Origin of the sequence: Bacillus paramycoides, assembly GCF_038971285.1 — a bacterium.
Classification (GTDB): domain Bacteria; phylum Bacillota; class Bacilli; order Bacillales; family Bacillaceae_G; genus Bacillus_A.
Map to the genome: position 1 here is coordinate 3063326 of NZ_CP152427.1, position 13650 is coordinate 3076975.

12 protein-coding genes and 1 pseudogene are annotated in these 13650 nt (G+C 34.1%); 2 read left to right on the forward strand and 11 right to left on the reverse strand.

Features of this window, described 5'->3' with window-relative positions; genetic code table 11:
• Positions 1-75: 75 nt before the first annotated feature.
• Both AAG068_RS15830 and AAG068_RS15835 read right to left on the reverse strand, forming a co-directional pair.
• Positions 76-399, reverse strand: a complete 324-nt coding sequence (locus AAG068_RS15830; RefSeq protein ID WP_166688355.1) for a PepSY domain-containing protein — start codon at positions 397-399, stop codon at positions 76-78.
• A gap of 20 nt (positions 400-419) precedes the next feature.
• Positions 420-890: a hypothetical protein gene (locus AAG068_RS15835; protein WP_071757985.1), complete on the reverse strand. Its 471-nt coding sequence runs from the start codon at positions 888-890 to the stop codon at positions 420-422.
• Between the two features lie 272 nt (positions 891-1162).
• On the opposite strand from AAG068_RS15835, the gene AAG068_RS15840 reads away from it, so the two are divergent.
• Positions 1163-1837 (forward strand): response regulator transcription factor, encoded by a 675-nt coding sequence (locus tag AAG068_RS15840; protein WP_048525357.1) that lies wholly within the window; start codon positions 1163-1165, stop codon positions 1835-1837.
• Positions 1834-3207, forward strand: coding sequence for a sensor histidine kinase (locus AAG068_RS15845; protein ID WP_166688354.1), 1374 nt, complete (start codon positions 1834-1836; stop codon positions 3205-3207). The genes AAG068_RS15840 and AAG068_RS15845 overlap by 4 nt, the downstream gene beginning before the upstream one ends.
• A gap of 144 nt (positions 3208-3351) precedes the next feature.
• Here AAG068_RS15845 and AAG068_RS15850 read toward each other — a convergent pair whose 3' ends face one another.
• The 9 genes and pseudogenes from AAG068_RS15850 to AAG068_RS15890 all read right to left on the reverse strand — a co-directional run bounded on the left by AAG068_RS15850 (position 3352) and on the right by AAG068_RS15890 (position 13594).
• Positions 3352-3567, reverse strand: coding sequence for a hypothetical protein (locus AAG068_RS15850; RefSeq protein WP_048525353.1), 216 nt, complete (start codon positions 3565-3567; stop codon positions 3352-3354).
• 267 nt (positions 3568-3834) lie between these two features.
• The gene (locus AAG068_RS15855) at positions 3835-5280 is read right to left on the reverse strand and encodes a L,D-transpeptidase family protein (RefSeq protein ID WP_166688353.1); all 1446 of its coding nucleotides are present in this window, start codon (positions 5278-5280) and stop codon (positions 3835-3837) included.
• Between the two features lie 924 nt (positions 5281-6204).
• A complete protein-coding gene (locus tag AAG068_RS15860; RefSeq protein WP_342714917.1) occupies positions 6205-6627 on the reverse strand; it encodes a hypothetical protein in 423 nt (140 codons plus the stop codon).
• Between the two features lie 231 nt (positions 6628-6858).
• A complete protein-coding gene (locus AAG068_RS15865) occupies positions 6859-7854 on the reverse strand; it encodes a D-cysteine desulfhydrase (protein WP_342714918.1) in 996 nt (331 codons plus the stop codon).
• A gap of 350 nt (positions 7855-8204) precedes the next feature.
• Positions 8205-9437: pseudogene (locus tag AAG068_RS15870) on the reverse strand (DUF4073 domain-containing protein).
• A gap of 196 nt (positions 9438-9633) precedes the next feature.
• Positions 9634-11175 carry a serine hydrolase domain-containing protein gene (locus tag AAG068_RS15875; protein ID WP_342714919.1) on the reverse strand — a complete coding sequence of 514 codons (1542 nt, stop codon included), beginning with the start codon at positions 11173-11175 and terminating at the stop codon, positions 9634-9636.
• Between the two features lie 392 nt (positions 11176-11567).
• A protein-coding gene (locus tag AAG068_RS15880; protein ID WP_342714920.1) for an IS3 family transposase occupies positions 11568-12898 on the reverse strand; the annotation gives its coding sequence in 2 pieces (ribosomal slippage) (positions 11568-12511 and positions 12511-12898; 1332 coding nt in all).
• A 250-nt stretch (positions 12899-13148) separates the two neighbouring features.
• Positions 13149-13442 carry a hypothetical protein gene (locus AAG068_RS15885; RefSeq protein WP_342714921.1) on the reverse strand — a complete coding sequence of 98 codons (294 nt, stop codon included), beginning with the start codon at positions 13440-13442 and terminating at the stop codon, positions 13149-13151.
• A gap of 5 nt (positions 13443-13447) precedes the next feature.
• On the reverse strand, positions 13448-13594 hold the full coding sequence (locus tag AAG068_RS15890; RefSeq protein WP_428845973.1) for a helix-turn-helix transcriptional regulator: 147 nt from the start codon (positions 13592-13594) through the stop codon (positions 13448-13450).
• Positions 13595-13650: the final 56 nt, after the last annotated feature.

Here is a 13650-nt window from a genome sequence, read left to right on the forward strand (position 1 = left end):
ATGTAAATAAGCTGCCCATATGGACAGCTTATTGGATTTCTTCAAATATACGATATTTTATTTGTCGATATTTTTTCAATCTTCATTATTAATTTCTATTGTACCTGTTCTAGCACTAACTTTTAAACTATTTAACAGATTATCAGATGTTTTGATTTCCACTTCATATTCAAATGTAGATTGTGCTAATTTGTCATCTTCTAATTCGAATTCTTTTTTCACATTCATAATTTCTCCATTTGTATGAGCTAAAGCAATTTCACGAACTTGTTTCTCTGTGTAGTTTTCGTTCTTTTTGGCATAATTGTAACCCATACCATAATATCCACCAACAATCGCAATACCACTTACTAAAATAGCAATTACACTTATTATTATTTTCTTTTTATGTTTTAACATTTTCATCCACTCCTTCATGATTAATCATCTATTCCAAATCTTGCTTCAAGCGCATTTTCTGCTTGCTCTAATTGATCTTCCAGTATATCGTATTCTTTTTCTTGCGCTTTATATTGTTCAATCGTTATCGTTCCAGCGTGATAATCTGCTTCTAGCTGATTATCGGATAAATCTATCTTGTCATCCAATTGATCAATTTCTTTTTTCGTTGCTAAGTACGTATTTAAGTTTTCTTCTTTTGCTCCAACTGGTTTCGTGTTATTTGCCTTTTCAACGATAGCTGCGACTTCGTTTTTGAAATCTTGTATTTGCTTCGTATCATTGGCAGCAGCTTGTGTTTTGATTGGTTCTTGTTGTAATTGAGAACTTTCTTTTTGCAATGTATCATTTTCCACTTTCTGTTGTTGTACTTCTGTATTGTTATCAGCTTGAGTAGAACAAGCTGTTAAGAATAAACAAGACATTACTCCAATTAACATCCACTTTTTCATTCTGTTTTCCTCCCTTTACAAGTGCACCTTATCCTCGCCTTTATATTACTGAACAAACATTAAAGGAAGATTAATGTACAAAAAAATAAAGTGAAGACTTTTACGGGTAGCCCGACTCCCCCTAACTCCCTCGCATTCGCCGAATTTTGAAGGAGGAGTCTTACTGCCCGTTAATGCTGGATAAAATGATATAATTAAATCGTTTCTAATCTTTCTTTAATGTTTTGGAATTATAGTGATACATATAAATAAGAAAAAAAAGGAGAATGTTAATGCGAGTTCTTATTGTCGAAGATGAACAAGACTTACAAAATATATTAGTAAAACGATTAAATGCAGAACATTATAGTGTCGACGCATGTGGGGATGGAGAAGATGCCTTGGATTATATAAACATGGCTACCTACGATTTGATTGTGCTTGACATTATGATTCCCGGAATAAATGGTTTGCAAGTATTACAAAAATTACGCGCGGACAATAACACAACTCCTGTCTTGCTTCTTACAGCTAAAGATACAATTGACGATCGCGTAACAGGACTCGACTTAGGTGCGGACGATTATTTAGTAAAACCATTTGCTTTTGACGAACTGTTAGCAAGAATTCGCGTGTTAATGCGAAGAAATACAGGAAACACATCTAATGTGTTTGAAATCGCTGACCTAGTGGTAGATTGTAATATGCATAAAGTAACAAGAGGAGACCAGGTTATCACTCTTTCCAGTAAAGAATTTGCTATTTTAGAATATATGATTCGTAATAAAGAAGTTGTGCTGACACGAGATAAAATTGAGCAACATGTGTGGAATTACGACTATGAAGGTGGCTCGAATATTATTGATGTTTACGTCCGCTATCTTCGTAAAAAAATTGATAGCCAGTTTGAAACGAAGTTAATTCATACAGTACGAGGAACTGGTTACGTATTGCGAGTAGAATCATGAAAAGACTATCAATAAAAATGAGAGTAACCCTGTGGTATACAGGGCTAATTGTAATTATTATGGCACTCGTGTTAGCTTTTATTTTAACTTCTTCAGATAAAGTTTTGCTTTTTAATATGAAAGATCAATTGAAGAGCACAGTAAAAGAAAGCATAGAAGATATTGAATATAAGCATGGACAATTAAAGATGGACGATGATTTTGAACCCTTAGAAGATGGAGTAAATATCATCATTTATAATAAACAAGGTGAGCTGCTGGCAGGTAATAGTCCAACAAGCTTTAATAAAAAGATATCGCTGAAATCCGATGAAATACAAACCATTAAAGACGGTAATAAAGAATGGATTGTATATGATTTTCTCCATAATACAGGCGGCGATGAGCCAGTCTGGATTCGTGGAATAATGACTATGAGCCAATTATCGTCAACGATGAATACGCTTATCGTCATAACACTCATCTCATTCCCATTACTTATTCTCATTGCGGCAGTGGGAGGATATTTTATTACGCAAAGAGCGTTTCGACCTGTGCAACAAATAAGTGATTCAGCCAGTAAAATTAGTGATGGTAAAGACCTTTCGAAGAGAATTCATTTACAAGGTTCACCGAAGGACGAAATGTATCATTTAGCACAAACCTTTGACAAAATGTTTGAGCGATTAGAGACATCGTTCGAAAGTGAAAAACAATTTACATCTGACGCATCTCATGAATTAAGAACACCAACATCTGTTATTATTTCACAATGTGAATACGCTTTATCACAGAGGAATAACCCGAAAGAAATGGAAGAATCGTTAGAAGTCATTTTAAAGCAATCACGTAAAATGTCCGCGCTACTATCCCAACTCTTATTGTTAGCAAGAGTTGACCAAGGAAACCATAATACTTTCCAATTTGAATGCATCAATATGAGTGAATTAACGGAAATCGTTGTAGAAGAGCTTTCATTAATGGATCAAGAAGCATCGATTGATATCACAACTCATATAGAGGAAAACCTGTTTATAAAAGCTGATCAAACATTGATGATGCGTTTATTAATGAATTTACTAACGAATGCGATTGCTTATAGCAAAGCGAACGGCACTGTGCATATGCAACTGTCCCGTGATGGAAATAACATAATAGGTAAAGTCTCCGATAATGGCATTGGCATCAGCGAGCAACATATTACGAAAATATGGGACCGATTCTATCGAGTTGACGCAGCACGAACATCTTCAAGCGCCGGAAACACAGGGTTAGGATTGTCGATGGTAAAATGGATTATCGAACTACACGGAGGAGAAATTACGGTTGAAAGTAAATTAGGAGAAGGCAGTACATTTACTTTTAAACTACCAATTGAAAAACGAGCATAATGTATGAATGTTTGTAGCTCCAAGGTAAAGATTCTTCCATCCTTATATAAAAGTAACCGTTGCATTTTGTTCTGTTAAGTTCATATGCATATGGAAAAAGTATCGATATAAAACCCCAGAAATCCAAAGGTCTCTGGGGCTTCATTATATATTTAGCTCTTTTTGCTTTTTGTTTTGTTTATGTCTATGCAGCAATTTTCGGCTTATGAGAGAAATCAGTAATAAGATCAGTACTAGTGCGAAAAGTTGCATGTATGATAAATTAAAATATTTAGCACCTGTGACAAGTAAAAGTGTAGAAATCGTACCTTTTACAATAAAAAAAATAATAATCCATAATCCGCCTTTTTTCCAGTTCATTTTTATATTCCCTTTCCTACGTTTTAATTCTTAAATGGGACACTTATTAGCAATCTATTATATGAATAAAAAAGTCATGTCTAAATTAAATGCGACGTTTCCATAATAAATGAAAATGATATTCAATGTCAATTTTATTGACTATTTGAATACCTGTTTCTTATAAGCAATGAACTTTTGTTGTCAAACTAAAAAACACCTCCATTGAATTTACATACTTTGTATGTGACTTCAAGAGGTGTTTTTTCTTAATACTGCAGCTATTTTCTAGTACACAATAACTGGATCATACGTGTTCAAACTATCATACACAGTTTTTGCAACATTAGGCAGAAGGTTTACACACCCGCCTGATCCTCCTGTTAAGTAAGCATTATTTCCCCAGTCTTTTCGCCAACCGGCATCATGGAATCCTTGACCACTATTTGTGAATGGAACCCAATAATCTACTTTAACTGCATAATCAGCTTTCCCTACTGCGCTTCCTCTCAGCGTGTATGGAGTTCGTTTATATAATACGTACCATACACCTGGTGATGTATCTTCACCCGTGCTATGTTTACCCGTTACTACATTTGTTGTGACAACTAATTTCCCATCTTTATAAATCCAAATTTGTTGATCTGCAATGGAAACTTCTGCATACGTGTCTCCGATGCCATTATTCGATGTTGTTTTATAACCAATCCCTTCCTTCTCCCAACCATTCCCGTGAATATTAGAAGCAGAAAGTGATTTTTCGCCTTTCTCAAAAGCTTGTTGAACTTGTTTTGTTTCTTTTTCCACATCTAGTGCCCAGCCGTATCCTTGTCCCTTTACTGAAATAACCGAGCCAGAATGTGTTTTAAAAGCGAAGTCTTTATGTAATGTAGATTTAGCCTTATTAATTTCAGCAACCTTCTTCTGAATATCGCTCGCATCGATTGCCACTTTCATATCCTTTGACATAGACGCATTTTGAATTAAATCTTTTGCTTTTAATGAATACACTTCATCCTGCACTTTATAATCAACAGACTGCGTAAGAAGATTTTGTAATGCTTTCTCTTCTTTTTTAATAATTGGATCATCTTCTTTAATAGGTTGTATGTATGCAGACTTTAAATGAATTTCGCTTTTATGCTTCTGCTTATCGTAATCTTTTAGTAGATTCGTAACGTCATATTGTTTCCCATCAACGCTCTTCGAAATAACAACTTTTCCTTGTTCAAGCTTCGCCATAGCATCTTGAGGCGCTTTTAATTTTTCATTCATTGAAACGAGCTTTTCTTCCACAAGCTTTTTCATCGTTTCACTACGATACTGATCTACTTCTTTCGGTAGCAATGAATAATCTTTTTCCTTTGCGGAAGGGAAAAATGTCCACTGGCTTTTTAATAATTTCTTAACTTGTGGCATATCTTTTTCCGTCAGTTCCGTTTTTGTATCTTGTTCATCTAAAATTTCTTGTTGATCAATATAGACTTTATTCGCTAGCCCAGACGTCTTTAATTTCTGTATTGCCTGATCAGCGCTCAAACCACCAACATTCGTATCGTTAATTGTAACATTTGAATTGAAGTGAGTTGCTTGATAATAATTCAATCCCCCAATAAGAAGTGCAATTACACCGCCACCCGCAGCGATTAGCTTCCAATTTGTAAAACGTTTTTTTGATCTTACCCGTTTTTTCTCAACTTCTTCAACAGATTCATTTACTGAATTATTGTTCATCAATCTTTCCCCCGTATACATAAACGTCAATTGATTTTAAACCAAAACCATTGATTAGTGTACCTTATTTTCCCTGAAATTTCATTGTTTTTTCCAGATTTCATCACATTTAATCTATTAAAGTTAGATTTTTTAATAGAAAGATATATAAAGATGGTAAATAAAGCGAAAAAGGACCTCATCAATCGAGTTATTACGTGCCTCCGCATTTCCCGAATTTTGAAGGATGATATTTAACTTAGTAAAATAATTTTCAGAAGGTTTAAGTTAAAGACAAGCAACATAGAATGCCTCCTATTTATGAAAAATATCCACAAAAAAGGTTCTACATGTAGACTCTTTTTGGTGAATATTTTAATGTCGCATATTTTATTAATTTAAATGCGAACTATGCTTCCCGCTTTTCACCAGGTTTCACAAACTCTACTATTGGCCTAACTAAATTCACCTTATGACTTTTATCATCAACAATGTCAAAGTTCTTAAAAATTTTCATATATGTTTATACCACGCTTTATTGATACGCTTAATCTTTACTGGTGTTAAAGTTTTAGACTCTTTCTTTGGTGTAATCCTATTATTAGAACATCCTGCAATAGTAAGACAGCATGTAGTCAATACAACCAATAATATTAATTTTTTCAAATAGTCACTCCTATATAAATGAAATATTATATTAAGAAAATTAAACATAACATCGAATCTTTCTAAAAACAATATATTTCCTCGGTTTATTATTCATTGGCGGATTAATGGATACATTAATCCGCATATAAACGTAAAACCTCATGATCATCAAGTCAATTTCCATTTTATCCGATTCTCAATATTTATTCCAATATAAATATATAGCTATAATTGTTGAAAACTAATTATCTCTCAAAATGAAAAATACGAACTGAATTCCTATAACCCCATATACGTTTATTCAGCTAACTTCTCCCCTGTAACAATCCGCAACAAAGCGGCTGCATATTTTCCTTCTAATTGGGCGTACTGATTATCCCCCGCCTTAATTTCTATTTTATCCTTATTCGTGCTTACACAAATTTGATACAACACTGCTTTCGCCTCTATTTTTGGATTTTTAAATTGAAATATAAAGTGATAATCAGCTGGACGAGACATTTCCACTTTTTTATTTTCAAAAGTAATAGCATTCAATATTTTCTTTACTTGCAACACTTCATTATTATGTTTCACTCCTTTAAGATCTTCATATTCATTATCACCAATATGTTTTTGCACTTCGATTCTTTGACCTTCATTTTCTAGTATATTTGAACAGCCGGTTATTATGAATATACAGATGCTAATAAAAATGAGAGACCGATTTCTAACTTTCATATTAAGACCCTCTTTTCAATACAAAATATCTTACATTGTAAAATAAAGGTTATTAATTTAAGTTTAAAAATACAGATAAACTCCATAAGCCACAAATAAAATTAGTAAAATAGCAATGCTGAGTATTGTGTATATAATCCATTTTACATTTGAACTCATATACGCCCTCCTCACCTTCTAAAAATTCCATTATATAACAAAAAAGCATTGGATACCCAATGCTTTTCATACTTACGCAAATAAAGACGTATTCGCATATAACGCTGGTGAACCACCTGAATGTACGAATAAAATGTTGTCTTCTTTATTAAATGTACCTTTTTTAATTAAGTCAATTAGTCCCGCTACTGCTTTACCTGTATACACTGGATCCAGTAAAATACCTTCTGTTTTCGCAAGTAATTGCACTGCTTCCACCATTTCTGGTGTTGGTAACGCGTAACCTGGTCCTACATATTCATCAAAGCATGTGACAGCTTCACGCGGGATAAAGTTCGGAATACCAACGTGAGCTGAAGTTTCCTCTACAAGTTTTGCTACTTTCTCTTCTTGTTCTGCTTTTCCTCTACTTACGTTAATTCCGATTACAGGAATGTTACTTTGTGTTCCAGAAAAACCAGTAATTAAACCAGCGTGCATACCGCCGCTACCGCTTACGCAAACGACTGAACTGAAATCAATTCCTTGATCAAATGATTGCGTCATTATTTCTTGTGCACAAGCAACGTATCCCATTGCACCAGTAGGATTTGATCCACCAACTGGTATTACATATGGTGTATTACCTTTTTCACTAACTTCTTTCGCGACTTTGTGCATTTCTTCCATAAGATCCGCCCCATTTGGTACAACAATTACATTTTCAGCACCTAGTAAATGATATAAGAAATAGTTTCCGTTAAAGTCTCGTTTCTCTTCTGGCTCAAGCCCTTCTTCTAACACAAGAATACATTTCATTTTTTCTTTTACCGCAGCTGCAAGTGTTAGACGGCAATGGTTTGACTGAATACCACCAGCTGTAATTAACGTATCTGCACCTATTGCCTGTGCATCCGCAACTAGAAACTCTAACTTTCTCGTCTTATTACCACCAGCTGTTAAACCAAGTAAATCATCTCGTTTAAAATAAATAGTCGGCCCACCAAGTGCCTCAGAAAAATTGTTTAATTTCTCAATTGGTGTATATGATTCTGTATATTTTTTTCTCGGGAATTTAGCTAAATTCATGAATAACGCTCCTTTTGTACTTCTTTCACAATGTATGTAACGATACTATTATTACACGTAAAAATGATGAAGTCATCTTTCTGGTGGAAAAATGTATTGGAATTCGGTTTGGTGAATGGAATTGTATTAAAGGTTTTATCTTTAATACGGTACATGAAATTATAATAATGATTTTAACCATATTACGGTACATGAAATTTATATCGACGATTTTTCAAATATATCGTTCATAACTTGAAATATATCAACGATTTTTTCAATATATCGACGATTCGACATAACATATCGACTTACCAACAAAAAGCGACATCATAAAAAGACCCACTCATTAAAAAGTGGGCCCTCTCCAATCACTTATTTTCCGAAAATCGAAGAAGCTGCGTTAATCCTGGTTCTAAATTCATTTCGCCTTTATGTCGTACGTATACAGTCTTGTTCCCATCAAATTTTGGAGGATTTCCTGGATTATACTTCAGCCACTCGTTCGTTCCTTCTACAGAGTACTCCATATACTCCGTTGCACCGACGATTATATTTTTACTATCATCAGCCGTTACATTTGGTGCCATTTGTGCAATTTTCGAATCACTAATTAATAATTTTTTTATCTCTTTATCACGTTTGTAATCATAAGCTGTCACCATTACATCGCTACCATACGCTTTCACTTGCAACCCTTGTTTAAATGAATAACCATCAGGAGCAGTCTTCTCTCCGCCATTTGGTCCGGCTGATATCCAGCCCGTTTCAATTCCGCCTGTATTTACTACAGTAAATCCTTTTTTATCTCCGCCTGCAATTTTCTTTTTACCAGCCCAGTCTGGTAAGTTTAAATCCCAATGCGTGTGACTCGTGAAGAAAACAACTTGCGGATAGTCTTTTAATATATCGTACAACTTATCCACGTTTAAATAATCTTGTAAATATGGTGATTATCTTGATCCAGATACTGTATCAGGTAAAACGTGATGAGAGAGAATGAAGATCGGCTTATTTTTATCTTTTTGGCTATATTCTTCTAAATTTTGTTTTAACCAACCTAATTGCTCATCACTCATATATACTTCATCCCACATTTTTGAATCGTGGTATTTCATATATTTTTCAGTTCCTAAAAATAAAAGCGGATAACCGTCTAATTCTTTTTTATGATATACCTTTTCTTGCCCGCTAAATTGTAAGTAGCGGTTGAATAGCGTTTCCTCCGTTACACCATTAGGCCATGTACTTTGAGATAGCTTCCCATCAGCTGTCCATTTACCAGCATAAAACTCATGATTCCCAACAGTTGACCATACATTCTCTGGATGCTTATTTTTGTTTAGCACACGCTTTACATCATCATATTGTGACTGCTGTCCAGTTGGCGTTATATCCCCATTCATAATAAGCGCTCTAGAAAGTGGTGTCACTTTGTTCATATCTTTTAACACATGATCAAAGTCTCCTAAATCCCCTTGAATATCACTAATAACATTAAAAGTTGTAGCTGATTTTCGAACTTGCTCTTTCCCTTCCGCATAGGCTGAAAACGTAGGCAATAATGCCGTCATAACTGCTAACGAAGCAACTGTCTTTTTCATACAAATTCTCCCCTTAATAATAGAATGTATAAACTGACATGTTTTGTTTTCTCTTAAGTGCTTGTCCACTTCACATTATAGGGAGGGATTGTAAAGATAGATGACGTTAAAAGTTAATTGTTTTTTTAGAGATTTTGTCGTTTTTTGTAAACCATAATTAGCGATTCGTCCCAATCTAGCTTTCTAGCCTTTTACATTACATACATGTAAATTTTGATGTTAAATCTTTTATTTTCATACGTTGTTTTTTATTACTTCTAATTTTCGGGAAAAATCCACTAATTAATAATGTTATAATCCATACCATTATTAGAATAAAATTTATTGTATTACCGGAATTCAAGCTGAAAACTCTCCACAAATAGGCAGCACAAAAAATGAGAATAGCAGTAATAATAAGTAAAAATGTCCTAACTACTAATCCGATGTAGGAATTCTTCTCTTGCTTAAAAATAAAAGTTCTTCTACCTTTGTACAATCTAATTACAAATAGCAGCAAATATAAACCAAGTGTGGCTCCAATAACAATTGATGTAATAGAGTTGTTTTTTCTCTGCTCAGCTAGAGAGAAGTAACTTTCAGGTAATTTTCCAGTTTCATATTCAATCCATGCGTGGTAAATATCCTGTCGTAAGTCTATACCACCCTCACTATTCGTAAGGATTACCAATCCATCCTTTGTATTAGGAATGAAACCATAAAAAGAATGCCAGCCTCGATTGTCACCAGAATGATAAAGTAATTTCCATTGATTAGATAGTTTTTTTTCAAATATACCTAAACCATTCTCCCCTAATACTGGCTTTTGCATTTCTTCAACACGTTCACTTTTGATGACACCATTCCCTTTATTATTTGCATCCATGCTTGCAAGTATCAAGGTCATCATATCCGTAACATTTGTCTTGAGACCTGCAGCAGCCTGTTCGGTAAATTGGTAACTAGGGAGCTCTTCTCCAAAATATCCATAAGCTTTCGAAAGGTTATAGTTTTCAGGACGTTGCAAGAATGAACTAGATTTCATTCCTAAAGGTTTCATAATTTGTTCTTCCATATAACGATCAAACGGTATTCCGGTAACCTCTTCCATTACAAGTTGTAAAATTGTATATCCGCCACCAGAGTAAATTGTTTCTGAACCTGGTTTATTGGTCACCTCCACTGGTTCATTAAGCCATCCTTTTCCAGACAGAGACTCCTCGATAGAATTAAGATGTTTCCCTGGTGCAACCCCGAGGTATCTTTTATGTGCAGACAGCCCTGCTGTATGACTTAATAATCTTCTTATTGTGACTTCATTATTATGAAAATCTGAATTAGATAATTTCCATTTGGTCAGATATTTTTCAACTGGATCATCTAGTGATAAACGACCTTCATCTACAAGATGCAAGATTCCCCACGCTGTAAGGCTTTTAGATATGGAACCAGCTTGAAATAATGTATCATCATTCACCGCTTTTTTTGTCTTGTTATCTACATAACCGTAGTTTAGTGTATAAGCAATACGCCCCCCATGTACAATCCCTATTGCAACTCCTGGTACCTCATAATTCCCCTGCCATTTTGGTACCTGTTCATCCAGCTTTTTTTTGAAATCCTCTATACTCCTACCAGTCAACGTACCCGATTCTGCCCTCACCACATTTGTATACCATGCTTCATTCGCAATGAATATACAAATGATGAAACATAAAATACTTTTGCATATTATCGATGCTTTTTGTCTATTCTTCATTTGCTCTACCCCTTTTTCAGAATATTCTATCCGATAATCAGAGTATCCTATTCACATATCTAGTTCTATCGATTTTCATTACTTAACCTTACAAAATTGTAATAAAAATCAAATACCTACTATTGTCCCTTATCCGAGGGCAATGAAATTCATTAACAAGATTGATATGAAGTTATATGTATTGTTTCAGTTAAGGCCCCTAAAATACTAGTTTTGTTAATCAAATAGATATATTCCAAACTACAAAAATTTATAATAGAAAAGATGGATTTTAGTTTTAATTAGAATTTGACCAAAGTATTGCTGCAAATATTTATTCTATAAAAAGAAGAACCCCACACATTGAACTGTACCCTATAAAATGGACAGTTTAATAAAAAAGCCCTGAAAAATCAAGCACTTAAAAGGTGGTTCCGATATTCAATCGGAGCCATCTTTTTTAATGTCCACTGATAACGATTATAATTATACTCCTTCATATATTCCCTTATGTTGAGCTCGAGGGATTCAAAGGTTTGACAATCTTTATAATCTAATTCATCTTTCATATGACCAAAAAAGGATTCCATTGGTGCATTGTCTAAACAATTGCCCCTACGGGACATAGATTGTCTGATTCCCATTTCCCTTACGCGTTTCTGAAATTCAGGGTGTGTGTAATGAATACCTTGGTCTGAATGTAGAAGCGCTTCAGAATGGATGCTTTCTCCTAATCTCTCTTTCAAGTTATTTAATGTTTGATAGACGATATCCATTTGTAAAGAAGAGGAGACATGATAGGCTAAAATTTCTCGTGTTGTGCTGTCTTTTACACATGATAAATAAGCCTTCTTTCCTTTTCCATAAAATAAATAGGTAATATCCGTTAACATACTTTTTTCAGGCTCTTCTTGATTGAATTGGCGTTTTAAAAGGTTCGGACATGTTTTATGTTCTTGTGTCGCCTTTGCGATGTGTTTATAAGGATTCGCTCGGCGAATCTTTGTCACAAGATTATATTTACGCATAATACGGTAAATAGGTTTGAGGTTCATACAAATTCCTTTTGTCTTTTCCAACACCATTTTGATAGAACGACCACCACATGTTTTCCTTTTTCGATTGAAAATTTCTTGGATCCATTCATAATCTGTTTCATCATTGCGTTCTTTTTCTAGATGTTTCTCTGTCTGATGAAGCCACGCATAGTATCCACTCCGACTTACCCCAGCCAGTGTGCAAAGATAACGCACCATACGTGGGAATTGGAATCGACGTATGGTTTGTTCAATCAGTGTGTATGTTTCTCGTGGTGTTAACGCTTCTTCTGTAACGCCTGCCTTTCGAGTTCTTCTAACTTTTTTAGGAATGTCAATTCCGCTTCTAAGAACGCAATACGCGCTTCCGCTTTCTTTAATTTTTCATCGGAAGAGAGAGGTTTTTCCGAAGGACGTCCCGTGCTTCCTTTCCCGCGGCGTTCTGTATAAAATCCTTCTTCACCAAATTGTTCAAAGGTTCTTCGCCAACGTTTCAAGCATTGTTTTGGTTTCTCCTCACCAATCACAGCTAAGTCAAACCCATTCTCTAAAAAGATTTGGCTAGGACCTTTTCCTTGTTGATTTTCTTTTACCGCTCTTACTTTGAAATCTGGACAATAGCTAATCGAACGTTCCGACGCTTTTACTACATTTTTATTTTTTTCCAGCTGCTTCATTTGAATCTCATTAAAAATAATTTTACTCATTCTCCGTACCTCATTTCTATCGTTGGTTCCATTATAACGAGGTTTTTTGATAAAAATACACAAAAACCCCGAATCATGGGGCTTTTTTTAAGTGTCCATGATTCGGGGTACAGTTCACATTTTGATTAAAATGTGTGGGGTTCTTTTGGCTTCCTTAAATTTTCATGAAAAAGATTGATTATTCTATGTAGCTTACTAAAAAAATTTTGTTCAATTAATTAACAGAACAAGATTAAACACTTAACTCGTATTAGTAATTTTTACTGTTTCTGTTGATAAATATAAAAATACTGCCTAATACACTTAATGAAAGTGCAAAATATAATAACAAATCAGGTAGAAATTTCAAAGGAATAATATCAATTAATTGTAAAACAATAATGGCAAGGATACCTAAATATAGAATATTGTACAAAGCATTATTTGTTTTATATAGAATTTCTCTTCCTCTTTCGTCATTTGCTTCATCACTTGATTGAAATTTTATTACATACATCTTACTTATCACTATTAAAACAAATAATAAAATTTTTAACAACAACATATGTATCACTCCTCTAGATAATCAAATACGTCGCTTAACGGCTTTTCAAATGCATTTGCGATTTTAAAGGCAAGAATTAGAGAAGGGTTATATTTATTCTTTTCAAGAGTAGCGATAGTTTGACGACAAACTACAATTTTATTATGCAACAATAGTAACACCTCTTTAGATAATTGTAATTTATTTTTTACAAATTGTAAATTATTTC

What these genes read in the sequence shown, in the direction of transcription:
- AAG068_RS15830 (WP_166688355.1), bottom strand. Translation starts at nt 399, where the DNA reads ATGTTAAAACATAAAAAGAAAATAATAATAAGTGTAATTGCTATTTTA.
- AAG068_RS15835 (WP_071757985.1), bottom strand. Translation starts at nt 890, where the DNA reads ATGAAAAAGTGGATGTTAATTGGAGTAATGTCTTGTTTATTCTTAACA.
- AAG068_RS15840 (WP_048525357.1), top strand. Translation starts at nt 1,163, where the DNA reads ATGCGAGTTCTTATTGTCGAAGATGAACAAGACTTACAAAATATATTA.
- AAG068_RS15845 (WP_166688354.1), top strand. Translation starts at nt 1,834, where the DNA reads ATGAAAAGACTATCAATAAAAATGAGAGTAACCCTGTGGTATACAGGG.
- AAG068_RS15850 (WP_048525353.1), bottom strand. Translation starts at nt 3,567, where the DNA reads ATGAACTGGAAAAAAGGCGGATTATGGATTATTATTTTTTTTATTGTA.
- AAG068_RS15855 (WP_166688353.1), bottom strand. Translation starts at nt 5,280, where the DNA reads ATGAACAATAATTCAGTAAATGAATCTGTTGAAGAAGTTGAGAAAAAA.
- AAG068_RS15860 (WP_342714917.1), bottom strand. Translation starts at nt 6,627, where the DNA reads ATGAAAGTTAGAAATCGGTCTCTCATTTTTATTAGCATCTGTATATTC.
- AAG068_RS15865 (WP_342714918.1), bottom strand. Translation starts at nt 7,854, where the DNA reads ATGAATTTAGCTAAATTCCCGAGAAAAAAATATACAGAATCATATACA.
- AAG068_RS15875 (WP_342714919.1), bottom strand. Translation starts at nt 11,175, where the DNA reads ATGAAGAATAGACAAAAAGCATCGATAATATGCAAAAGTATTTTATGT.
- AAG068_RS15885 (WP_342714921.1), bottom strand. Translation starts at nt 13,442, where the DNA reads ATGTTGTTGTTAAAAATTTTATTATTTGTTTTAATAGTGATAAGTAAG.